We start from the raw sequence: 21,772 nt of genomic DNA, 5'->3' as shown, positions 1-21,772 counted from the left end.
TTATTGCGTTTCCTCTACCGGCGTTGCCTGCGTCTTGCGCCGTGAGAACAGGATGCGCTGATACAGATAGCCGATCGCCACGAGCACGAGACCGAGGCACATGAAGGACAGTGCCCGCCAGACGCCGGTCAGCGACGACATGTCGACCAGGAACGCCTTCAACACGGTGAGACCGATCACCACAGCCGATGCGAGCCGCGCCCGCTGCGACGAGAAGATCAGGCCGGCCGCGAGCAGCACCACGCCGAACACGAGCCATGCCACCGACAGCGTATATTGCTCGGCATCGAGCACCCGCGCATTGGAGAATACCGGCCCGTGATAGATGCGGCGGATCTCGAACGTCACATATGTCAGTGCCAGCAATAGCGCGCCGGCGGCGATGGTGTTGGCATAAGCGGGCTTGCGACGGCCGGCGACCGCGTAGGACAGCAGCAGCGTGAGCACCGCAGGTAGCGCGTAGCCCAGCAGCAGCAGGTTGAAGACGGGGCCGCCGACATCGATGCGCCAGATATTCGGATTGGCGATGAACAGCAATCCGCCGAGCGTCGCGAGGCCGGAATAGAGCGTCAGCAGCAGGGCGCCGGCATTGTGGATGACGCTGCCGCTGCGGATGCGCAGGCGTTCGAGGCCGATGGCCATGGCGAGCGCCGAGCAGACCTGCAGCGCGATCTCGACAAGATCGGAATTGAAGCGATAGACATCGCCGCCATTGACGTAGTGGCGGATCTCCAGGAACACCAAAAGCACCGTGAACAGGATCGCGGCGGATTCCACCATGCGCAGCGGCGCATCGTCGCCACGGCGGCGCATCAGCACGGCGGCGCCCCAGAACGATGCGGCCGGCACGCCATAGCCCCACAGCAGCCAGTTGAAGATCGGCGTGGTGCCGACGAGATCGCCCACCACGCGCGGCTCATCGGCCATGCGGGCGCAGACGATGGCCGCGAGGATGGCGGCAAGCCAGCGCAGGAACGGGATCGGGCGCTGCATGGAAATCCACGCGGTCCCCAGCGTCATCAGCGCCAGCGCGATGGTGAGCCAGCCTTTCTCCAGCGCAAAGGTCAGCGCCAGCGCCATGGCGCCGAGCGCGCCGGTGGCGAACAAAGCGGTGGAAATCGCAAGGCCCGGCCGCTGTTCGCGCTTGCTGAGCAGTTCGGTCGCTGCAGCGAAGCCGGCGGCAATGACGACGGCGAGGATCGCGAACGGGATCGAGCGATCGAGATGCGCGATGCGGGCATAGAGCGCGATCAAGAGCGCGATGGGCACAAAGGTGGCGCAGGCCGCCCAGATCACCGGAATGATGGCGCTGACGGCGCGCCCCTGCGCGAGGAAGCCGAGGATGCCGAAGCCGAGCCCGAACACCGCGGCGCTGACGAGATGCGTCGTCACCGAGCCTTCGATCGGGCTCATGCCGATGCCCGGCAGCGGGCCGCCCGGCAATACGAGCAGGTCGGGATTGCCCTGGATCGCCCACAGCAGGAACACCGCTGCGACGAAGCCGGCGGCGGCGGCGACAGCGGCCGTCGCTGCCTGGGCATACCAGGCGACGAACAGCGTGCCGGCAACCAGCAGCGCGAAGGCGATCATCGCGAGATCCGCATGGCGGCTGGCGAGTACGATCATGGTCGCGCCGAACAGGCTGGTGCCGAGCGCTGCCGAGGAGATGCCCTCGATACGGCCGGGTTCGGCAGTCGGGCCATACATGAAGCCGCACACCACCATGAGCGAGGCCAGCACGAAGCAGGCGATGACGTGGAAGACGTGTGGCGCGATCATCGCCGGGCCGGATTCGAGGCCTGGCAGCGTCCAGAACGTGGTGAAGGCGATGGTGGTCAGCACCAGCCAGCGCCACATCCGCATCCGCGCCAGCGCGAAAGCGGCGGCGCTGACGAAAGCGAGATAGATATACAGCGCCCAGTAATCGGGCTTGCCCGACGACACCAGCATCGGCGTCACGAAGGCGCCGACAAGGCCGAGCCCTGCGAGGGCCGGGCCATGCAGCAACGCCGCGGCCATGGTGGCCATGGCGACGATGCCGAGCAGCACGAAAGCGGTGCCGGGGACGAGGAAGTCATACAGCGCATAGGCGGCATAGATGGTGGCGAAGGCCACCGCCGTGCCGGCCGCGGTGAGGATCGCCGGGATGTTGGCGATCGGCAGCGGCGCGATGGATGACAGCGATTCCTTGCGGCGCGCGAATTCGCCGACGGCGAGCAGCGCCAGTGCGAACAGGCCGCCGAGCAGCACGCGGACCTCCGGCCCGAGCAGGCCGGCCTCGATGGAGTAGCGCACCATGAACAGGCCGCCGAGCGCCAGCGTCAGGCCGCCGACCCACACCACCCAGCGGGTGCCGATGCGTTCCTCGAAACTCGGGCGCGGCGCTGCAGGCAGCGGGGTCTCGGGCTTCTTCACCGTCTCCGTGACGCGCGGTGTTGAAGCAACAGCGGGGATCGCCGGGGCGGCGACTGGCGGTGGGCTCGGCTGCTGCGGGCTCGATGGAGAGGGACTTGTCGATGGCGGTGGCGTGACAGGAGCGGCCGTGGGCTGTCGCGGTGCGAGCGGTGGCGTGTCGGTTGCAGACCATGTGGTGGCGACTACGGGCGGCGCGCCTTCAAGTGCATCGAGCCGTGCGCGCAGGATCCGCACCTCGTTGCGCGCCTTGCGTGCGAAGAAGAAGGCGACGATCGCCACGACAAGCGCAATGAAATCGAAATCGAACATGTAGCGACCATCTCCCTCTTCCCTCTCCCCTTGTGGGAGAGGGTGGATGCGCGCTTCTTGCGCGCAGACGGGTGAGGGGTAGCCACAGACGCTGTGCTTGCGGCTACCCCTCATCCGTCACGGACTTCGTCCGTGCCACCTTCTCCCACCTAGCACAACCTCGTTGTGCGCGGGGGAGAAGGGAAGGAAGCCGCAAGAACTTAGTGCTTGTCGAAGTCGTATTGGTTCATACGGCGCATGAACCCTGCTGCATCAATCCAGATCGATGCGAAACGGCTTGCCCATCACCGTCAGGCTGCCCGGTCCCATATCGTCGAGCGCACGGATCATGCGCCCGTTGCGGCCGAGCGCCTTGTCGGCGAGCGAGACAATGAGACGGTTCGGTGACGCGATCGGCGATGCCGCGCGGATGCGCTGCGCAATGTCGCGTTCGTCGCGATCGGGATTGAGCATGCAGGCGGCAGTGAAGGCGCTCGCGGTGGAGCGCGAGATGCCGGCATAGCAGTGGATCACCAGCGGCGAGGCGCGATCCCAGCCGCGCGCAAAATTCATCACCTGCAGCACATGCTGCTCGTTCGGCGCGACGAAGCCATCCATGCTCTCGGTGATGTCGTCCACCTGCACGCGCAGATGATTGGCTTCGACCACTGAGTCCGGCCGCACCACCTGTGCGACATTGGCCATGATGGTCAGCACATGGCTCGCCCCCGTATTCGCGACGGTGGCATGCAGGTCGGCGAGGGAGCAGACATAGATCATGTGGGCACTATAGAGATGCGCGCGTGATGAGCAAAGGCGCTCTGTTGTCCCTCCCCCGCGTCTTCGCGTGGGGAGGGTGGCCGGCCCGCTTGGGCAGGTCGGGTGGGGGTGTCTCAGCAGGTGACGTCGCTTGTGACAGCCCAACCCGTCACGTCTCCTCGCTTCGCTCGTCGCCGCGCCACCCTCCCCATTCGCTTCGCTCCGGGGAGGGAGAAGAAAGATCATCACGCTACCAGCGCCTTGAACCGCTCAAGGAACCGCTTCTCCGCCTTGCCTGCCGACCATGGCGTCAGATAATCCGCTTCGACATCGATCTCCAGGCACGGATCCTTGCCGAACAGGCGTTTCGCTTCCGCCTCGGCGAATCCAGCCAGCCGCGTCGCTTCCAGATAAGCGGCGCCCATATCGGCGTTCTTGATCGTCTTGGTCATTTTCGGATCGAGCTCCGCCGGAAGGCCGAAGCGGAGATGGATCGCGGCGAGCAGGCGATGCTCGACTTTCTTATAGGCATCGCCGATCACCGCCTTGAACGGCGAGATCATGTCGCCGATCACATATTCCGGGGAATCGTGCAGTAGCGCGGCGAGGCTTAAGCGATCGTCCGCGCGCGGCGCTTGCGCGCGCATGATCGCCTCCACCAGCAGCGAATGCTGCGCCACCGAGAAGATGTGCGGCCCATTGGTCTGCCCGTTCCAGCGCGCCATGCGCGCAAGGCCGTGCGCAATATCCGCCAGTTCGATATCGAGCGGCGAGGGATCCAGCAGGTCGAGCCGGCGGCCCGACAGCATGCGTTGCCAGGCGCGCGGTGTGCCTGAAGTCACGGTCGCTTTCGCCATCAGGTCGCCTTCAGCCGCAGCGGCTTCTTTTTCTTGCTGCACAATGCATGGCAATAGCAGGACGTGAGGTGGTCATTGACCATGCCCGTCGCCTGCATGAAAGCATAGACGATGGTGGGGCCGACGAATTTGAAATTGCGCGCCTGCAATTCCTTGGAAATCTTGATCGAGAGCGGTGTTGAAGCCGGCACGTTCGCATGGGTCTTGAAATTATTCACGATCGGCTGGCCATCGACGAAATCCCAGAGGAATTTCGAAAAGCCCGGGCCGTCTTCCATGATCTTCAGATAGCCTTTGGCCGACAGGATCGCGCCTTCGATCTTGGCACGGTTGCGCACGATGCCGGCATCGTTCATCAGTGCATGCACCTTCTTCTCGCTGTAGCGCACGATCTTTTCCGGCTGGAAGTCGTCGAAGGCTTTGCGGAAATTGTCGCGCTTGCGCAGGATCGTGATCCACGACAGGCCGGCCTGGAAGCCGTCGAGGATCAGTTTTTCGAACAGCGCACGGTCGTCATAGTCCGGCACGCCCCATTCGGTGTCGTGATAGGCGACATAGAACGGGTCTTCGCCCGGCCACGGGCAGCGCGTCTTGCCATCGGCATGGGTGATCGGAGCTTTGCTCATGCGTGCTTCTTTGCAACGAGGGCGCGGACGGCGTCGGGATCGGCCAACTGAATCGTGATGTCGCCGGCGAGCAGCGCCGCGCCGGCATCGAGCGCATCGGTGGCGCGGTCGGCACGCAGCAGTGCGAGGCCGTTACCGCCTGCCGATGAACCCATGGTGCCGATCGGCTTGTCGGCGGCGCGGATCTCCGTGCCGGCAACAGGCGTGGTGCCATCGAGTGTCACGGGCACGATGCGCGTGCGCGCGGTGCCGCGATGCTGCATGCGCGACACGACCTCCTGGCCGATATAACAGCCCTTGTCGAAATCGACGCCGGCCATGCGGTCCATATTGGTCTCATGTGGGAATGCATCGCCATAGGCGAAATCGATGCCGCCGCGCGGCACGCCGCAGGCGATGCGATGCGCTTCATAGGCGGGCTCATCCACCATCTCGGCGCCGAGCACGGATGCCGTCTTCTCGGCGAGATCGGCCGGCACGAGAATGCGCAGCCCGAGCGCGGCATGGCGTGGATCGGTAAAAGTGAGGTCCGGCTTCATGGTCGGCTCGCCGTCCCATACCGCGAGCACGCCGAGCCCGTCGGAAAGATTCTCGACTGTCACCTTGGCGCGCAATTTGTAGAAGCCGAGCTTGGTGGCGAGCGGTTGTGCCAGCTCGCGCGGGCAGTCGATCAGCAGGCCGCCGCCATGGCCGGCCGCAGCTTCCGTGACGAGAAAATCAGCCACGATCTTGCCCTGCGGCGTCAGCAGCGCGCCGAACCGCGCTCTGCCCGGCACGAGGTCGTCGATATCCGAGGTGATGAGGTTGTTGAGAAAAGCGCGGGCGTCGTCGCCGGCAATCTTCACCACACCCCGATCGGGGAGAAATGCTGCTTTCATACGGAAAATCTCGAAAAAACCCAGGAATCGCGGCTGACGGATATCAACGCCAAAGTTAAGCCGCTAAGATGCCGGTAACAAGGCCCGCGCTATCAGCGCATGGCATCCACAGGCTGCAAGTGAGACCGATATGAGCGAGACTTTCGACACGATTCTGAAGAACGGCACCGTCGTCAATCAGGATGGCGAGGGCCAGCGTGACATCGGTATCCGCGACGGCCGCATCGCTGCCCTCGGCACGTTCGGGCCGGAGCAGGCGGGCAAGACCATCGACTGCAAGGGCCTGCACATCCTGCCCGGCGTGATGGACACCCAGGTGCATTTCCGCGAGCCCGGCCTCGAGCACAAGGAAGATCTCGAAAGCGGTTCGCGCAGCGCCGTGATGGGCGGCGTCACCGCTGTGTTCGAAATGCCGAACACCAATCCGCTCACCATCGACGAGGCCACCTTCACCGACAAGGTGAAGCGCGGCCATCACCGCATGCATTGCGATTACGCGTTTTTTATCGGCGGCACCCGCGAGAATGTGCAGGACCTGCCGGAGCTCGAGCGCGCTCCCGGCTGTGCCGGCGTAAAAGTGTTCATCGGCTCCTCCACCGGCGCGCTGCTGGTGGAAGACGACGACAGCCTGCGCAAGATTTTTCAGGTCATCAAGCGCCGTGCGGCTTTCCATGCGGAAGATGAATTCCGCCTCAACGACCGCAAGGGCCTGCGCATCGAGGGCGATGCCCGCTCGCATCCGGTGTGGCGCGACGAGGTCGCGGCACTGATGGCGACGCAGCGTCTGGTCAATCTCGCCCGCGAGACCGGCAAGCGCATCCATGTGCTGCATATCTCGACCAAAGAAGAGATCGACTACCTCAAGGATCACAAGGATGTCGCCTCCTGCGAGGCGACGCCGCATCATCTCACCATGGCGGCGCCGGAATGCTATGAGCGGCTCGGCACGCTGGCGCAGATGAATCCGCCGGTGCGCGATGCCAGCCATCGCGCCGGCATCTGGAAGGGCATCGAGCAGGGCATCATCGACGTGCTCGGCTCCGATCACGCGCCGCATACGCTGGAAGAGAAGCAGAAGGTCTATCCGGCCTCGCCCTCGGGCATGACCGGCGTGCAGACGCTGGTGCCCTTGATGCTGGATCACGTGAATGCGGGCCGACTGTCGCTTCAGCGCTTCGTCGATCTCACCAGCGCCGGCCCGGCGCGGTTGTTCAACATGTCCATGAAGGGCCGCATCGCGGCCGGCTATGATGCCGACTTCACTATCGTCGATCTCAAGCGCAGCGAGACCATCACCAACAAATGGGTGGCCTCGAAGGCCGGCTGGACGCCCTATGACGGCGTGACCGTGAAGGGCTGGCCGGTCGGCACATTCGTGCGCGGCAAACAGGTGATGTGGCAAGGCGAACTCGTCACGCCATCGCAGGGCGAAACGGTGAAGTTTCTGGAGACGCTGAAGCAGTAAACACGCTCCAACTGTCATTACCCGCCCTGGCGCGCAATTGCGCGCTTGGAGCGGGTAGTCCAGTAAACGACGTAAATGTGTGGAAGCACTTCGGCAGTGTCTACTGGATCGCACGCTTTCGCGGGCGATGACAGTTGGAGTTACTGCCTTGCCAGCGTCAGCGAAAACTCGCCATTGCGTACACGCGTCGGCAGGCCCTCGACGAATTTCGCCACGGCATCTTCGCCATAGGTGCCGACCAGTTCGGCGAAGGCCGCGAACAGGCTCGCCTGCGCAAGGCAGTCGCCATCGACGCCGTCATGGCGTGCCTCGGCCCATGCCTCGTTGAGATAGCTCAACGCCGCCTGCTTCTGCTCCTGATCGGGAAGGGGAGCGCTGGCGGGGCGGTAGGACAAGGTCTGGCTCATGCAATTTCCAAACAATCTGCGGCAGGACACCGGCGGGAGCGCGCAACGCGCGTGAAAACTGATTCCCTCGGCTCGCAAGAGATTTACCACGCGCTGCGCAGGCCGCGAGCAACATCTTTAAGAAAGGTTAACGCCGGCGAGTCACATTGTCGGACATCGTGCTAACAGCTGGAACCGGCTGCGGCCTGCGTGCCGATAAGGCAAAGGAACTGCATGAGCGCCAACAGTTTTTCCGCTTTCGCAGGCCCCGGCGATGCGGCGCGCGCGGCCGATCTGCGGCGCGTGAAAATTCTCGCTGGCCTGGTGCTGCTGTTCAGTTTCGCGGTGTTCATCGCAGCCCGGATGCTGCTGCCGGTGCATCCCGCCTTCGGATTCGTCGCCGCCTTTGCGGAGGCCGCGACCATCGGCGGCCTCGCCGACTGGTATGCGGTGGTCGCGCTGTTCCGGCGGCCGCTCGGCCTGCCGATTCCGCACACCGCGATCATCCAGGCCAATCAGGCCGTCATTGCCGACAAGCTCGGTGAATTCATCGAGACGCATTTCCTCGATGCCGCACCGGTCGAGGCGAAACTGCGCGAGGTGGATTTTGCATCTTTCGTCGCTGACTGGCTCGGTGATCGCAAACGCTCGGCCGATCTCGCCCGTTTCGTGCTGCGCCTGCTGCCCGAAGCGATGTCGGCCACCGAGACATCCGGCCTCAAGACCTTCGTCATCCGCCGCGTGATGACGCAGCTGCAATCCGTCGATCTCGCGCCACTGATTGCCGGCACCGCGCGCGACTTCATCAAAGATGCTCGCCACACCGGATTGCTCGATGGCCTGCTCGGCGCCGTTCATGGCGCGCTGACGCAGCCGGAAACGGTCGCCGTGATCAAGGACAAGATCCGGGACGAATTGCCGACATTGCTCAAGCTGTACCGCGCCGATGCATTTCTGGTGAAGCGCATCGTCGCCTCCGCCACCACATTCTTCGACGATGTGCGCAAGGATCCCGCGCATCCGTTCCGCGGTGAGTTCGATAGCATGCTGCTGTCCGTGGTCGAGAAGCTGGAGAGCGAGCCCGGCGTCATCGATCGCATTCACGGCTTCAAGCGCGACCTGCTGGCGCGGCCCGAGCTTGCCGAACTCGGCCAGGCGCTGTGGAGCAACACGCGCGGCTTCATCGAGCGCAATGCGTCGGGCGAGAGCAGCGTGCTCGCCCATCATCTCGCCAATGTGTTCGTCGAGGCCGGTGCTGCGCTCGCGGCAGATGAGGAAATGCGTCGCGAGATCAATCAGGGCGTTGTGGTGGTGCTGCGCTCTTTCATCGCCGAGCAGAAGAGCGGCGTATCCGGCTTCATCGCCGAGCAGGTGAAGGCATGGGACATGCGGCAGCTGATCGGCGTCATCGAACTCAATATCGGCCGTGACCTGCAATATATCCGTTTCAACGGTTCGCTGATCGGCGGCCTTGCGGGGCTCGTGCTCTATACGATCGAGGTTTTGCTGCGGCTGAATTGATAGCAGGCAGCTACACTCCGTCATGCCCGGGCTCGACCCGGGCACCCAACTTTCCAGCGCACTCGTAAAAGGTGGATGGCCGGGTCAGGCCCGGCCATGACAGTGAGGGGTAAGGTATCCCGATGCGCTTGTATTACCGCAAACCGGCCCTTAACTTGATGGCACTGATACTTGTTCGGCGCGTTGTGTTGACTGTTCGTTGAAATCAACCACAGACCGGCCGCGACGCCGGCAGCGAGAGGAAATCAGATGTCCGCCACGGCCCGTGCGCTGCCGCCGCCTTCCAAGGCGCTCATGTTCCTTGAAGGCCGCGCCATTCATGAATTCGGCGCGTTTCTCGGCGCATTGCCGCTGCTCAATCTCGCCCCGCGCGGCGATGGTCACCCGGTGCTGGTGCTGCCCGGCCTTGTCGCTTCCGACACCTCCACCGGCGCGTTGCGAACCTTCCTGAAAGGCCGCGGCTATGCGGTGAGCGGGTGGAAGCAGGGCCGCAATCTTGGCCTGCGCGACGGCGTGCAGGACAGCATGGTCGAATTGCTCACGCAGATGCACGAGACCCATGGCCGCAAGGTCAGTCTGGTCGGCTGGAGCCTCGGCGGCCTCTATGCGCGCCAGCTCGCCAAGATGATGCCGGAGAAGGTGCGGTCGGTTATCACGCTCGGCAGCCCGTTTGCAGGCCATCCGAAATCCACCAATGCCTGGCGCGTCTATGAATTCGCCAGCGGCAAGCGCGCCGAAGACACCGATGAGCATTTCGGTGGCGCGCTGGCCAGCCCGCCGCCGGTGCCGACCACCGCGATCTTCAGCCGCACCGATGGCGTCTGCGCCTGGCAGAGCTGTGTGGAGAAGCAGGGCGTGCAGGCGGAAAGTATCGAGGTCGAGAGCAGCCATTGCGGCATGGGGCATCACCCCGCGGTTGTTTATGCCGTCGCCGAGCGTCTGGCGCAGAAGGAAGGCCAGTGGGCGCCGTTTGATCGCTCCGGCTGGCGCAGCCTCATCTATCCCGATCCGAACCGCTAACTCTCAATCGTCATTGCGAGGAGCGAAGCGACGAAGCAATCCAGGTCTCTCTGCTTGAGGTTCTGGATTGCTTCGTCGCCAAAAGGCTCCTCGCAATGACGAGAGAGGGCGGCGGCTAATCTGGCCCTCACTCCGCTGCTTTCGTCACGATCCTGACCTCCGACGTCAGTGTCCGGTGCACCGGGCACTTGTCGGCGATCTCCATCAGCTTCGTGCGCTGCTCGGTATCGAGCGCGCCCTCGATGGCGATGACGCGCTCGATCTGGTCGAGCATGCCGTCCTTCGTTTCACACTCTTCGCAATCCTTCGCATAAATCTTTCTGTGGTTCAGCGTCACCTGCACGCGCTCCATCGGCAGCGCCTTGCGGTCGGCATACATGCGCATGGTCATCGCGGTGCAGGCGCCGAGGGCGCTGAGCAGCAGATCATAGGGGCCGGGCCCCGTATCCTCGCCGCCGGCGGCCACCGGCTCGTCGGCGATCAGGCGATGCGGCCCGGTGGTGATCTGCTGTTGGAATTTATTGGCCCGCGTCTCCGCGACCACGATCTGGCGCGGCGCGTCCGGCAAGGTGGCTGCCGCGGCATGCTGCACGGGCGCCAGATAGCGCGAGGCCCATGCCGCGATCACATCGGCTGCATAGGTCGCATCGGCTCTGTCGGTCAGCAGATGGTCCGCATGATCGAGGGATACAAAGCTCTTCGGATGTTTCGCCGCCACGAAGATGCGCGTGGCATTGTCGATGCCGACGGTGTCGTCGGTGGGCGCCTGCATCACCAGCAGCGCCTTGTGCAGCTTGGTCACCTTGGCGAGCAGATTGTGCTCGGCCACGTCATCGAGAAAGGCGCGCTTGATGCGGAACGGGCGGCCGGCGAGATTGACCTCGACTTCCCCCTGTTCGCGGATGTCGTGCAGCCGGTCCGCGAACAGATGCGTGACATGGCCGGGGTCCGATGGTGCGGCGATGGTGACGACCGCTTTCGCCTCTGGAATCTCGCTTGCTGCCGCAAGGATCGCAGCACCCCCCAAGCTGTGGCCGATCAGGATCGTCGGCGCCTTGCCAAGTGCGCGCAGGTGATTGGCGGCATGGACGAGGTCTTCGACATTCGAGGTGAAGGTGCTGTTGGCGAATTCGCCGTCGCTGGAGCCGAGGCCGGTGAAGTCGAAGCGTAGTACCGCAATGCCATGGACCGTCAGCGCCGCAGCGATGCGCTTGGCGGCCAGCGTGTCCTTGCTGCAGGTGAAGCAATGCGCGAGCAGCGCGGTAGCACGGATGTCGCCATCCGGTCTGTCCAGCGCCGCTGCGAGCATGTGGCCCGATGAGCCCGCGAACTGAAATTTCTCGGATGGCATGGATCGCTCCTGAATCTTTGTATGGATCGCAATAGCAGACCGATGCGACGACCTTAACCTCTCCCCGCATTTTGCGCGGGGAGAGGTCGCCGCGTTTTCGCGGCGGGTGAGGGGCATGGCACGGACAAATGAGTGCATTCTGCAGATTCGAATCTTGAAAACGAATCGACAGGAGTGACTTGAGGGGCTTCCTTCTAGCTAGCTCAGTGCCCCGCCCTCATCCCACCCTTCTCCCCGCGCAGAGCGGGGAGAAGGAGCCGGCCGGTGCCTCGCTCAGCCGCCCTCAATCTTCCGAGTAACGCTGCTCTTCCCAGGGATCGCCGCGATTGTGATAGCCGCGGACTTCCCAGTAGCCGGGTTTGTCGTCGGTGCGGAATTCGATGCGCTGCAGCCACTTCGCGCTCTTCCAGAAATACAGATGCGGCACGATCACGCGCACGGGTCCGCCATGGTCGCGCTCGATCGGCGCGCCCTGCCACGAATGCGCCAGCAGGGCGTCCTCGGACGCAAAATCCTCCAGCGACAGGTTGGTGTCGTAGCCGTCATGCGACTGCAGCACCACGAAGCGCGCATCGGGCTTCGGCCGGCAGGCGTCGAGCAATGCGCGGGTCGATAGCCCCTCCCACTGATTGTCGTAACGCGACCATGTGGTGACGCAGTGAATGTCGGAGATGAAGGTGGACTGCGGCTGCGCAGAGAACTGCGCAAAGTCCCAGAACAGCGGCGTTTCCACGGCGCCATAGACATCGAGGCGCCAGCGCTCGCGGGAGATATTGGGCGTAATGCCGAGATCCAGCACCGGCCAATCCTGGGTCAAATGCTGGCCGGGTGGAAGCCGTTGCTCGTCCGGGCGTGCAGGACGGCCGGTGAGAAACCGGCCCTCGCGCGCCCAGCGCTGCTTGGTTTGCGTCAGCTTGGATTCCGAAGGTGTCTTGTTGTCATCCATGCCGTCGCTCCCTGGCGCATGAAGGTGGGGCCGATGGTCGGACAAGATCATGCTCAAATAAAGAAAAAGCCGGAGCCAGATGTTCTGGCTCCGGCTTTTTGCGTCACTCGTGACGGTGCATGGCCGAGTTGTGCTTGGTGTCGCGCATCGTGGCGTAGATGAGCAGCGACAGGAAGATCATGCCCGACAGGTAGTAGTAGAAGTAATGCTCGTGGCCCGACTGCTTGAAATACAGCGCCACGGCAGGTGCCGTACCGCCGAAGATCGAGACGGTCAGCGCATAGGGCACGCCGACGCCCATGGCGCGGATATTGGTCGGGAACAGCTCGGCTTTCACCACCGCATTGATCGAGGTGTAGCCCGCCACGAACACCCAGGCGCCGCAGATCAGCAGGAAGGCGACGAAAGGCGACTTGGTGGTCTGCAGCGTGGTGAGGATCGGCACGGTGCAGAGTGTGCCGGCAACGCCGAAGAAGATCAGCAGCGGCTTGCGGCCGAAGCGATCCGACAGCGCGCCATAGATCGGCTGCAGGATGCAGGCGAAGATCAGCGTGCCGAAGATCACCGTGGTGGTCTGGTCGGCGGTGAGGCCGACGGAGAGCTTCACGAAGGTCTGCATATAGGTGGTGAAGGTGTAGAACGCCGCCGTGCCGCCGGCGGTGAGGCCGACAACCAGCAGCAGCTCGCGCGGATACTTCAGCAGGCCGCGCATTGAGCCCATCGGCTTGGCCTGCTTCTTCGCTTCCGTGAACTGCTCGGTCTCATGCATGTCGCGACGCATCACGGCAGCGAAGATGGCGAGGCTGGCGCCGATGAAGAACGGAATGCGCCAACCCCAGTCCTTCAGCTCCTGCTCGGTGAGGAACACCTTCTGCAGCAGCAGCAGAACGATGATGGCGGTCAGCTGGCCGCCGATGAGCGTCACATACTGAAAGCTTGAATAGAAACCGCGATGGTTGGGATCGGCGACTTCGGAGAGATAGGTGGCGGAGGCGCCATATTCGCCGCCGAGGCTGAGGCCCTGGATGATGCGGGCGACGGCGAGCAGCACGGGCGCTGCAAAGCCGATGGTCGCATAGGTCGGCGCCAGTGCGATGATCAGCGAGCCGAAGCACATGAACAGCACGGAGATGGTGAGCGACAGACGGCGTCCGTAACGATCGGCGAGGAAGCCGAAGAACCAGCCGCCCAGCGGGCGCATCAGGAAGGTTGCGGCGAACAGCACAGCGGCATTGAGCTGCTGCACGACCGGATCGTTGGAGGGGAAGAAGGCCGGTGCGAAATACAGCGCGAAGGCGGTGTAGGCGTAGAAGTCGTACCACTCGACCAGATTGCCCATCGAGCCGATGAAGATCGCCTTGATGCGTTTTTTGGCGTCGTCGAAATGAAGTTTGCCGTCCGCTGGCGGTGCGAAAGTATCAGCCACTAAAAGCCCTCATAATTCCGTTTAACGAAATATTCGGTTGCCATGGGGGCTGACAAAAGCCAATGCCGGCAAATGCATTGCTGATGGCAGGATCGTTATTTCTGCCAGGCGCGCGTGTTTGCAGCGCAGCAACACGTGTTTATACGCAATCTGCGGCAATGTGGCTTATACTAAAGTATATGGCTGGCGCTGGCCGTAGGGTGGGCAAAGCGTAGCGTGCCCACCTTGAAGTACACGGCCGTAAAGGTGGGCACGCTGACGCTTTGCCCACCCTACAAGTCCCAGTTACTTCGCCGGGCGCGGATCGATCGGCGTGATCGACTGCAGGCCGAGAATATCCTCCAGCACACGCCCACCCGCGAGCAGCGAGGCCTCGCCGCGCGGCGGGCCGACGATTTGCAGGCCGACCGGCAGGCCCGTGGTGGTGAAGCCACAGGGGATCGACAGCGCCGGGCAGCCGGTGATGGTGATCGCATAGACGATGCCCAGCCACTGCACATAGTTGTCGAACTTGGTGCCGTTGCACTCGGCGAGATAGCGCTGCTCGATGGGGAAGGGCGGCGTGATGGTCGCCGGGCACAGCAAGAGATCATATGTCTCGAAGAATTCACGAGCGCGCGCAGCCAGCGTCACGCGCTGCGTTTCCGCCTTGGCGATCTGCTCGACCTTGAGTTTCAGGCCTTCCTCGATATTCCAGATCACTTCCGGCTTCAGCTTGTCGCGGTGGTCGCGCAGCAGGCCGAGCTTGGAGATCGCGAAGTCATAGGCGCGCAGCACGTGGAAGCATTCATGGGCTTCGCGCAGGTCGGGATGTGCTTCCTCGACGATGACGCCGGCTTCAGCAAACCGCTCGGCCGCCTTGCGGGTGAGCGCGGCGACTTCCGGATCCACCGGCGTGATGCCGAGGTCGGGCGAATAGGCGATGCGCTTCGGCTTCTTGCCCGCGCGCACGGCGGAGCGGAACGTCTCCGGCAGCTTCGGCAGCGAGATCAGGTCGGCGGGATGTTCGCCGCTCATGGCGTCAAGCATCAGCGCGAGGTCTTCCACATTGCGGGCCATCGGGCCTTGCACGCTCACCATGCGGGCCAGCGCGATATTCGGCGTCGAGGCAACGCGGCCGACGCTGGGGCGCAGGCCGACAATGCCGCAGAACGAGGCGGGATTGCGCAGCGAGCCGCCCATGTCCGAGCCGTGGGCGATCCAGGCAGTGCCGCTGGCGAGCGCTGCCGCTGCGCCGCCCGACGAGCCGGCGGCCGACTTCGACAGGTTCCACGGGTTCAGCGTCGCGCCGAACACTTCATTGAAGGTGTTGGCGCCGGCGCCGAATTCCGGCGTGTTGGATTTCGCATAGACCACGCCGCCATTCTCTTCGAGGCGCTCGACGAGGATGTTGGACTTGGCCGGCACCACATCCTTGAAGATCGGCGAACCCTGTGTGGTGCGCACGCCGGCAACGGAGGTCAGGTCCTTGATCGGCACCGGCAGGCCCGCAAGGATGCCACGTTCGCCGAGCGGCTTCTTCATCAATTCCTTCGCGTGATCGCGCGCACGATCGAAGCAGAGGATCGGCAGCGCATTGACCTGGCCTTCCACCTCTCCGATGCGCGCTTCCAGTGCGTCGAGCACGTCGAGCGGCGTCACGCTGCCGCTGTTGAGTTGATCGACGACGGCGCAGGCCGTTGCTTTGATGAGGTCGGAATGGGAAGCCACGCACGTCTCCAGATAATGCGAACAGGGATGAGCAGAAAATTGAGCGCAGCATGATGGTCGCGCACGTAGCCGTCCAGACTATTTTCTGCTCGAATGCGGCATACCGGCCGTGTCGCCCTGCAATGCTGGGGTGCAATCAAGGATCACAACCATGAGTAAGCCGTTTGGCGATTCCAGCTGGCGCGCGATGTCGCGTGCGCAGCTCGATGCCGGCCTCAACAATGGTGTCGCCGTTGCCGGCAGCGCCGACATCACCGCGGCATGGGGCCAGCGCTCCGATGCCATGAAGGCGAAATATCCTGCGCATCTCGATATCGCCTATGGGCCGCGCGAGCGTAACAGGTTCGATCTCATCAAGGTCGTCGAGGGCGGCCCGGTGCTGCTGCTGATCCATGGCGGCTACTGGCAGATGCGCTCGAAGGATTTTTTCACCTGCTTTGCGGCGGGGCCCATCGCCCATGGCATCAATGTCGCCGCCATCGGCTATACGCTGGCGCCGGATGCGACGCTGGACGAGATCGTCGCGGAGATCCATGCTGGCGTGGATGCGCTGGTGGCGCAGGCGGGCAGCCTCGGCATCGATGCGGATCGTCTGGTGGTCACGGGCTGGTCCGCCGGCGGGCATCTCACGGCGTCGGTGCTCTCGCATCCGAAAGTGAAGGGCGGCGTCGCGATCTCCGGCATCTACGATCTCGAACCGATCCGCGCCTCCTATCTCAACGAGAAGCTCAAGCTCGATGAAGCGATGTCGCAGCGGCAGTCACCGCTGCTGCAGGAGGGGCCGAACAAGCCGCTGGCACTGGTGGTCGGCAGCGCCGAATTGCCGATCCTGCGCCAGCAGACCGCGGACCTTGCGGTGCATCGCGTGCAGCACGGGCTGCCGGTGAGCTATGAGGAGATTCCAGGCATGGATCACTTCTCGATCATGGCGGAGCTGGAAAAGCCGGAGGGAAGGATCACGGCGCTGATCAGGGAATTGGTGGCAAGGATGTAAGCGCCCTTCTCCCTCCCCCAAGCCGTGCAGCGGCGCCGTGGGGAGGGTGGCACGAGCCTGACGAAGCGAAGCTTCGTTATGGCGAGTGACGGGTGGGGTGCTTCCTCAAGCTCAGACGTCACGTGGGGAAACACCCCACCCCCGCCTATCGGCGGACCCTCCCCACTGCGCGGCTACGCCGCTTGAGGGAGGGAGACCATCGGCCGCTCAGCGCAATCTTAATGCGTCCGTGCCAGACAGAATGCCACCACCTGCTCCAGCGCCGTCTTCATGGGCGAGGGCGGGAACAGCGCCAGTGCATCGACGGCCATCGCGCCATAGTGATGCGCGCGGCTGATCGTGTCTTCCAGGGCGCGGTGCTTGGTCATCAGGCCGATGGCGTGATCGAGATCGCTGTCGCCGATCTCGCCGCGCTCCAGCGACTTGATCCAGAATTCGCGCTCGGCATCGTTGCCGCGGCGGAAGGCCAGCACGACGGGCAGTGTGATCTTGCCCTCGCGGAAATCGTCGCCGACATTCTTGCCGAGTTTTGCGGCCTTGCCGCCGTAATCCAGCACGTCATCGACGAGCTGGAACGCGATGCCGAGATTCATGCCGACCGAACGACACGCGGTCTGCTCGGCCTTCGGACGGTTCGCAATCACCGGGCCGACTTCGCAGGCAGCGGCGAACAGTTCGGCCGTCTTGCCGCGGATGACGGCGAGATATTCGTCTTCGGTCGTCGCGGTGTTCTTGGCGGCGGCGAGCTGCATCACTTCGCCTTCGGCGATGGTGGCAGCAGCCGACGAGAGAATGTCCAGCGCGCGCAGCGAGCCGACCTCGACCATCATGCGGAACGCCTGGCCGAGCAGGAAGTCGCCCACCAGCACCGAAGCCTCGTTGCCCCACAGCATGCGCGCCGAAAGCTTGCCGCGGCGCAGTTCGCTCTGGTCGACCACGTCGTCATGCAGCAGGGTTGCGGTGTGCATGAATTCGACGGCGGCGGCGAGCTTGATATGGCCGTCGCCGGTGTAGCCGGTGAGATTGGCCATCGCCAGCGTCAGCATCGGGCGCAGGCGCTTGCCGCCCGAGGAGATCAGGTGGTTGGCGACTTCAGGAATCATCGTGACGTCGGAGCCGGTGCGCGACAGGATGGTCGCATTCACGCGCTCCATATCGGGAGCAACAAGGCTCACGAGCTGGTCGATCGACGCTGTTGCGTGACTCTCGAAAGGAACAATCACCGCCACGCTGTAGTCTCCGAATTACTAAGGTCTCAGCGCAACCTGCCGTGGTCGGCCGTCGCGCACGCCCTGATAGGCCGAATTCGCGCGAAAATCATGTAAATTCATGCGCAGATAAGGCCGGTTAGACAATATGTCCGCAGAATAGGAACTGCGCGCGGATGCGGCAAGGGCTAGGGAACCTGGATCAAATCCAGATATACCGGTCGTGAACAGGGAATGGTGGTCAATTGCGCGAAATCCTGCGGACGAATGATGTGGTGCTGGTCTCGGCGGTGGGCGCGCTGCTCGACGGCGCCAATATCCATCACCTGGTGCTGGACCAGAATATGAGCGTGCTGGAAGGCTCGCTGGGCGTCATTCCACGCCGAATCCTCGTCCATGACGATGATCTGGGTCAAGCGCGCGCATTGCTGACGGAAGCCGGGCTCGCGCATGAGCTGCGCGCCGAGGGCGAATGATGCCTGACGCGATCGTGACCACGGATGATCGGGTGCTGGGCGGCCAGTTGCTGCTGCGGCAGCCGGCCTCCGGCCATCGCGCCGGTCATGACGCAATTCTGCTGGCGGCGGCGACATCGGCGCGGTCGGGCCAGCGCGTGGTGGACTTTGGCGCCGGAGTCGGCACCGCGGGGCTCGCTGTCGCCAAACGTGTCGCTGGGCTCTCGCTCGGATTGATCGAAGTCAATCCAGACTTTGCCGATCTCGCGCGCCACAACGCCGAAGCCAATGGCCTCAAAGCCGATGTGATCACGCTCGATCTCGCATCCAGTGCCGATACCTTCGCCGCCGCCGGCCTGCTGCCCGACAGCGCCGATGTCGTGTTGATGAATCCGCCCTTCAACGATCCCGCACGTCATCGCGCCTCGCCGGACAAGACGCGCGAGATCGCGCATGTGGCGGCGGAAGACACGCTCGCGACATGGATCCATGCCGCGCGGCGCGTGCTGAAATCGAATGGCGAGCTGACACTGATCTGGCGCGCCGATGGCGTCGCCGACGTGCTCGCAGCGCTCGACCGCGGCTTCGGGGCGCTCGCGCTGATGCCCGTGCATGGCGATGCATCGGCTCCGGCGATCAGGATTCTGGCGCGTGCTGTAAAAGGGGGGAGGGCGCCTGCGGCAATTCACCCCGGCATTGCGCTACGGGATGCGAAGGGCGCGCCCGATGCCCATATCCAGCAAATCCTGGAAGGGCATGCAGCGCTTCCATGGGCATCGCTTTAGGCGATGCGCATGATTATGACTGGGGAGCTGTTCCCGAACGCTTCTGCGGCGCGGACGTAAAATGGATCGCCGTGAGCAGCGTGCCGATGATCAGCATCAGCAGATAGATCTTCATGTTCACTCCCAACGCGCGTTTGGCAATTATGGTTTGCAAACGCTGAAACTCTCTGCCGGTTCAATGACACGCGCGTGATAATGTACGGTTAATGTCGAGGTAACTTTGTATGAGCGAATCCAGTTTGAAAGCGGCGATCTCAAGGCTGCTGCCTGCGCGTTTCCGTCGCGCGAGCGCAGTGGTCCCTGTGGTGCGCTTGTCCGGCACCATCGGCGCCGTCACGCCGCTGCGGCCGGGGATGTCGCTCGCCGGCGTCGGCAAATTGCTGGATAAAGCCTTCGCCACGAAGAACGCGAAAGCGGTCGCATTGGTGGTGAATTCGCCTGGCGGCTCGCCCGTTCAATCACGGCAAATTTATCTGCGCATCCGTCAGCTCGCCGCCGAGAAGAAGCTTCCGGTGTTCGTGTTCGTCGAGGATGTCGCAGCCTCCGGCGGCTACATGATCGCCTGCGCGGGTGACGAGATCTTCGTCGATCCGTCATCCATCGTCGGCTCCATCGGCGTGGTCGGCGGCACCTTCGGCTTCGTGGAGGCGATCAAGAAGATCGGCGTCGAGCGCCGGCTCTATACGGCGGGCGAGCACAAGGCGACGCTCGATCCATTCCTGCCGGAAAACCCCGACGACGTGGCGCGGCTGAAATCGCTCCAGCGCGAGATCCACGCGATCTTCATCGGCCTTGTGAAGGACAGCCGCGGCGCGCGCCTCAAGGGGCCGGAGGACGAGTTGTTCACCGGCGCCTATTGGGCCGGCGAGAAGTCGGTCGAATACGGCCTTGTCGATGCCATCGGCGATCTCCGCTCGGTGCTGCGCGCGCGCTATGGCGACGAGGTGAAGACGCCGGTGATCGCGGCGCCCACGGGGATGCTGTCGAACCTGCTCGGCCGCAAATCCTCCAGCGCCGCGCAGCTGGAACTCGGTGCATTGGCCGATCTGCCCGACCAGATCGTGACCACGCTGGAAACCCGCGCTCTGTGGTCGCGCTACGGGTTTTAAGAGACCTGTGGCCTCCGAGTTCGTCCCGCAAATCGCCATTGTTCCGCGCCAGCAGTTGCGCGAGATTGCCGGGAAGGGGGCTCGTCATGAGCAAGGATGAGAACATGCCGCCGCTGGTCGCCATTGCGGGTGCGCTGGGAAGCGCTGCCGTGGTCCGCTGGGCCTATCGCACCGTGAAGCGCGTCAATCAGGAACTGGACGCGGCCCGCCAGGCCCGCGTCGCCGAGACGGCCGCTCCCGAAGCCAAGACCCTCCGCCGTGACCCTGAGACGGGGGCTTATCGGCCGGGCTGAGGCATCGCGTAGCCTGGATGGAGCGCAGCGCAATCCGGGGACCGGCGGACTGCTGAAGCTCTGGATCCTGGATTTCGCTGCGCTCCATCCAGGCTACGGACAAGAAAAAGCCGGCCCGAGGACGGGCATGTCCTTCTGGCCGGCTGCATTCTTGGAAGTTCTCTTGGGGTTCGCCGGATCAACGCCCTAACGCCCGCTTTCGTTCCGCCCTGCGGCGTATCGCCTTGATTCCACAGGCCCCTGTGGATACGGTCCGCGCGCTTCGATCCGCCCCGCCACTTCAGGGCGAATCTGACGGCGAATCCCGAAAAACCGGCCCGGATATACCCAAAAACATGACGGACTCCCTGCCTCCGCATATGCGCCCGGAACGTTCGTTCCAGGGTTTCATCCTCGCTCTGCAGCGGTTCTGGGCCGAGCAGGGCTGCGTTATCCTGCAGCCCTATGACATGGAAATGGGCGCCGGCACCTTCCATCCCGCCACCACGCTGCGCGCCCTCGGTCCGAAGCCGTGGAAGGCCGCCTATGTGCAGCCGTCGCGCCGGCCGAAGGATGGCCGCTATGGCGAGAACCCGAACCGGCTGCAGCATTATTACCAGTTCCAGGTGATCATGAAGCCGTCGCCGGCCAATCTGCAGGATCTCTATCTGCAGTCGCTGAAGGCGATCGGCATCGACACCGCCTTGCATGACGTCCGCTTCGTCGAGGACGACTGGGAGAGCCCGACGCTGGGCGCCTGGGGCCTCGGCTGGGAATGCTGGTGCGACGGCATGGAAGTCTCGCAATTCACTTATTTCCAGCAGGTTGCGGGCGTGGAATGCGCTCCCGTCGCGGGCGAGCTCACTTACGGCCTCGAGCGCCTCGCCATGTATGTGCAGGGCGTCGATCGCGTCTATGACCTCAACTTCAACGGCCGCGAAGGCGCCGAGAAGGTCACCTATGGCGATGTCTTCCTGCAGGCCGAGCAGGAATATTCGCGGCACAACTTTGAACACGCCGACACGGCGATGCTGTTCGAGCAGTTCAAGATGGCCGAGGCCGCCTGCAAAAAGTATCTCGACGCCGGCTGGGCGACGGACAAGCGCGAACAGCATCTGATGGCGCTGCCGGCCTATGACCAGTGCATCAAGGCCAGCCATGTTTTCAATCTGCTCGATGCGCGCGGCGTGATCTCCGTCACCGAACGCCAGAGCTACATCATGCGCGTCCGCGAACTGGCGAAAGCCTGCGGCGAAGCATGGGTGCACACCGAAGCCGGCGGAGCCGCGGCCTGAGCAGGG

At 63.7% G+C, this 21,772-nt stretch carries 20 protein-coding genes; 9 read left to right on the top strand and 11 right to left on the bottom strand.

Features of this window, described 5'->3' with window-relative positions; genetic code table 11:
* The 5 genes from RPMA_RS24870 to ygfZ form a co-directional block, all read right to left on the bottom strand.
* Positions 1 to 2,724, bottom strand: coding sequence for a DUF2339 domain-containing protein (locus RPMA_RS24870; protein WP_211910318.1), 2,724 nt, complete (start codon positions 2,722 to 2,724; stop codon positions 1 to 3).
* Positions 2,725 to 2,976: 252 nt separating this feature from the next.
* Entirely contained in the window at positions 2,977 to 3,483 is a 507-nt protein-coding gene (locus RPMA_RS24865) for a tyrosine phosphatase family protein (RefSeq protein ID WP_211910317.1), read from the bottom strand.
* A gap of 224 nt (positions 3,484 to 3,707) precedes the next feature.
* Positions 3,708 to 4,319 (bottom strand): YfbR-like 5'-deoxynucleotidase, encoded by a 612-nt coding sequence (locus RPMA_RS24860; protein WP_211910316.1) that lies wholly within the window; start codon positions 4,317 to 4,319, stop codon positions 3,708 to 3,710.
* Entirely contained in the window at positions 4,319 to 4,945 is a 627-nt protein-coding gene (locus RPMA_RS24855) for a DNA-3-methyladenine glycosylase I (RefSeq protein ID WP_211910315.1), read from the bottom strand. Before RPMA_RS24855 ends, RPMA_RS24860 begins: the two co-directional genes overlap by 1 nt.
* A complete protein-coding gene (gene ygfZ / locus RPMA_RS24850; protein ID WP_211910314.1) occupies positions 4,942 to 5,823 on the bottom strand; it encodes a CAF17-like 4Fe-4S cluster assembly/insertion protein YgfZ in 882 nt (293 codons plus the stop codon). The genes RPMA_RS24855 and ygfZ overlap by 4 nt, the downstream gene beginning before the upstream one ends.
* A gap of 130 nt (positions 5,824 to 5,953) precedes the next feature.
* On the opposite strand from ygfZ, the gene RPMA_RS24845 reads away from it, so the two are divergent.
* Entirely contained in the window at positions 5,954 to 7,288 is a 1,335-nt protein-coding gene (locus RPMA_RS24845; RefSeq protein WP_211910313.1) for a dihydroorotase, read from the top strand.
* 140 nt (positions 7,289 to 7,428) lie between these two features.
* Here the strand turns inward: RPMA_RS24845 and RPMA_RS24840 are convergent, their stop codons facing one another.
* Positions 7,429 to 7,695 (bottom strand): hypothetical protein, encoded by a 267-nt coding sequence (locus RPMA_RS24840; protein WP_211910312.1) that lies wholly within the window; start codon positions 7,693 to 7,695, stop codon positions 7,429 to 7,431.
* Between the two features lie 213 nt (positions 7,696 to 7,908).
* Here RPMA_RS24840 and RPMA_RS24835 point away from each other — a divergent pair, with 213 nt between their 5' ends.
* Positions 7,909 to 9,195 carry a DUF445 domain-containing protein gene (locus tag RPMA_RS24835; RefSeq protein ID WP_211910311.1) on the top strand — a complete coding sequence of 429 codons (1,287 nt, stop codon included), beginning with the start codon at positions 7,909 to 7,911 and terminating at the stop codon, positions 9,193 to 9,195.
* Positions 9,196 to 9,444: 249 nt separating this feature from the next.
* A complete protein-coding gene (locus tag RPMA_RS24830; RefSeq protein WP_211910310.1) occupies positions 9,445 to 10,215 on the top strand; it encodes an esterase/lipase family protein in 771 nt (256 codons plus the stop codon).
* A gap of 127 nt (positions 10,216 to 10,342) precedes the next feature.
* Here RPMA_RS24830 and RPMA_RS24825 read toward each other — a convergent pair whose 3' ends face one another.
* The 4 genes from RPMA_RS24825 to RPMA_RS24810 all read right to left on the bottom strand — a co-directional run bounded on the left by RPMA_RS24825 (position 10,343) and on the right by RPMA_RS24810 (position 15,648).
* Positions 10,343 to 11,566, bottom strand: a complete 1,224-nt coding sequence (locus RPMA_RS24825) for a bifunctional alpha/beta hydrolase/OsmC family protein (protein WP_211910309.1) — start codon at positions 11,564 to 11,566, stop codon at positions 10,343 to 10,345.
* Between the two features lie 283 nt (positions 11,567 to 11,849).
* On the bottom strand, positions 11,850 to 12,512 hold the full coding sequence (locus tag RPMA_RS24820) for a sulfite oxidase-like oxidoreductase (RefSeq protein WP_211910308.1): 663 nt from the start codon (positions 12,510 to 12,512) through the stop codon (positions 11,850 to 11,852).
* Positions 12,513 to 12,615: 103 nt separating this feature from the next.
* Positions 12,616 to 13,851 (bottom strand): MFS transporter, encoded by a 1,236-nt coding sequence (locus RPMA_RS24815; RefSeq protein ID WP_211913816.1) that lies wholly within the window; start codon positions 13,849 to 13,851, stop codon positions 12,616 to 12,618.
* Between the two features lie 372 nt (positions 13,852 to 14,223).
* Positions 14,224 to 15,648 (bottom strand): amidase, encoded by a 1,425-nt coding sequence (locus tag RPMA_RS24810; RefSeq protein ID WP_211910307.1) that lies wholly within the window; start codon positions 15,646 to 15,648, stop codon positions 14,224 to 14,226.
* Between the two features lie 151 nt (positions 15,649 to 15,799).
* Here RPMA_RS24810 and RPMA_RS24805 point away from each other — a divergent pair, with 151 nt between their 5' ends.
* Positions 15,800 to 16,642, top strand: coding sequence for an alpha/beta hydrolase (locus RPMA_RS24805; RefSeq protein ID WP_211910306.1), 843 nt, complete (start codon positions 15,800 to 15,802; stop codon positions 16,640 to 16,642).
* A 218-nt stretch (positions 16,643 to 16,860) separates the two neighbouring features.
* On the opposite strand, the gene RPMA_RS24800 is transcribed toward RPMA_RS24805, so the two are convergent.
* Complete coding sequence (locus tag RPMA_RS24800; RefSeq protein ID WP_211910305.1) at positions 16,861 to 17,871, bottom strand: polyprenyl synthetase family protein; 1,011 nt, start codon at positions 17,869 to 17,871, stop codon at positions 16,861 to 16,863.
* Between the two features lie 224 nt (positions 17,872 to 18,095).
* On the opposite strand from RPMA_RS24800, the gene RPMA_RS24795 reads away from it, so the two are divergent.
* From RPMA_RS24795 to RPMA_RS24775, 5 genes are all read left to right on the top strand, one after another.
* On the top strand, positions 18,096 to 18,326 hold the full coding sequence (locus tag RPMA_RS24795; RefSeq protein WP_211910304.1) for a putative signal transducing protein: 231 nt from the start codon (positions 18,096 to 18,098) through the stop codon (positions 18,324 to 18,326).
* Positions 18,323 to 19,090, top strand: a complete 768-nt coding sequence (locus tag RPMA_RS24790) for a tRNA1(Val) (adenine(37)-N6)-methyltransferase (protein ID WP_408056467.1) — start codon at positions 18,323 to 18,325, stop codon at positions 19,088 to 19,090. Before RPMA_RS24795 ends, RPMA_RS24790 begins: the two co-directional genes overlap by 4 nt.
* 224 nt (positions 19,091 to 19,314) lie before the next feature.
* On the top strand, positions 19,315 to 20,199 hold the full coding sequence (locus RPMA_RS24785; protein WP_211910303.1) for a S49 family peptidase: 885 nt from the start codon (positions 19,315 to 19,317) through the stop codon (positions 20,197 to 20,199).
* A 104-nt stretch (positions 20,200 to 20,303) separates the two neighbouring features.
* Positions 20,304 to 20,492 carry a hypothetical protein gene (locus RPMA_RS24780; RefSeq protein WP_211913814.1) on the top strand — a complete coding sequence of 63 codons (189 nt, stop codon included), beginning with the start codon at positions 20,304 to 20,306 and terminating at the stop codon, positions 20,490 to 20,492.
* A 335-nt stretch (positions 20,493 to 20,827) separates the two neighbouring features.
* Positions 20,828 to 21,766 carry a glycine--tRNA ligase subunit alpha gene (locus tag RPMA_RS24775; protein ID WP_211910302.1) on the top strand — a complete coding sequence of 313 codons (939 nt, stop codon included), beginning with the start codon at positions 20,828 to 20,830 and terminating at the stop codon, positions 21,764 to 21,766.
* Positions 21,767 to 21,772: the final 6 nt, after the last annotated feature.

The sequence above is a fragment of the Tardiphaga alba genome (assembly GCF_018279705.1).
In the GTDB taxonomy this organism is placed as follows: Bacteria; Pseudomonadota; Alphaproteobacteria; order Rhizobiales; family Xanthobacteraceae; genus Tardiphaga; species Tardiphaga alba.
Note: the sequence above shows the minus strand (reverse complement) of the source record. Positions and strands in the feature narration are given on the sequence as shown.

Bases quoted from the DNA above. Each gene is read 5' to 3' on its own strand.
- RPMA_RS24865 (WP_211910317.1), bottom strand. From the start codon at position 3,483: ATGATCTATGTCTGCTCCCTCGCCGACCTGCATGCCACCGTCGCGAAT.
- RPMA_RS24840 (WP_211910312.1), bottom strand. From the start codon at position 7,695: ATGAGCCAGACCTTGTCCTACCGCCCCGCCAGCGCTCCCCTTCCCGAT.
- RPMA_RS24835 (WP_211910311.1), top strand. From the start codon at position 7,909: ATGAGCGCCAACAGTTTTTCCGCTTTCGCAGGCCCCGGCGATGCGGCG.
- RPMA_RS24830 (WP_211910310.1), top strand. From the start codon at position 9,445: ATGTCCGCCACGGCCCGTGCGCTGCCGCCGCCTTCCAAGGCGCTCATG.
- RPMA_RS24775 (WP_211910302.1), top strand. From the start codon at position 20,828: ATGACGGACTCCCTGCCTCCGCATATGCGCCCGGAACGTTCGTTCCAG.
- RPMA_RS24825 (WP_211910309.1), bottom strand. From the start codon at position 11,566: ATGCCATCCGAGAAATTTCAGTTCGCGGGCTCATCGGGCCACATGCTC.
- RPMA_RS24805 (WP_211910306.1), top strand. From the start codon at position 15,800: ATGAGTAAGCCGTTTGGCGATTCCAGCTGGCGCGCGATGTCGCGTGCG.
- RPMA_RS24870 (WP_211910318.1), bottom strand. From the start codon at position 2,724: ATGTTCGATTTCGATTTCATTGCGCTTGTCGTGGCGATCGTCGCCTTC.
- RPMA_RS24860 (WP_211910316.1), bottom strand. From the start codon at position 4,319: ATGGCGAAAGCGACCGTGACTTCAGGCACACCGCGCGCCTGGCAACGC.
- RPMA_RS24855 (WP_211910315.1), bottom strand. From the start codon at position 4,945: ATGAGCAAAGCTCCGATCACCCATGCCGATGGCAAGACGCGCTGCCCG.
- RPMA_RS24820 (WP_211910308.1), bottom strand. From the start codon at position 12,512: ATGGATGACAACAAGACACCTTCGGAATCCAAGCTGACGCAAACCAAG.
- RPMA_RS24785 (WP_211910303.1), top strand. From the start codon at position 19,315: ATGAGCGAATCCAGTTTGAAAGCGGCGATCTCAAGGCTGCTGCCTGCG.
- RPMA_RS24815 (WP_211913816.1), bottom strand. From the start codon at position 13,851: ATGGGCAATCTGGTCGAGTGGTACGACTTCTACGCCTACACCGCCTTC.
- ygfZ (WP_211910314.1), bottom strand. From the start codon at position 5,823: ATGAAAGCAGCATTTCTCCCCGATCGGGGTGTGGTGAAGATTGCCGGC.
- RPMA_RS24790 (WP_408056467.1), top strand. From the start codon at position 18,323: ATGATGCCTGACGCGATCGTGACCACGGATGATCGGGTGCTGGGCGGC.
- RPMA_RS24845 (WP_211910313.1), top strand. From the start codon at position 5,954: ATGAGCGAGACTTTCGACACGATTCTGAAGAACGGCACCGTCGTCAAT.
- RPMA_RS24780 (WP_211913814.1), top strand. From the start codon at position 20,304: ATGCCGCCGCTGGTCGCCATTGCGGGTGCGCTGGGAAGCGCTGCCGTG.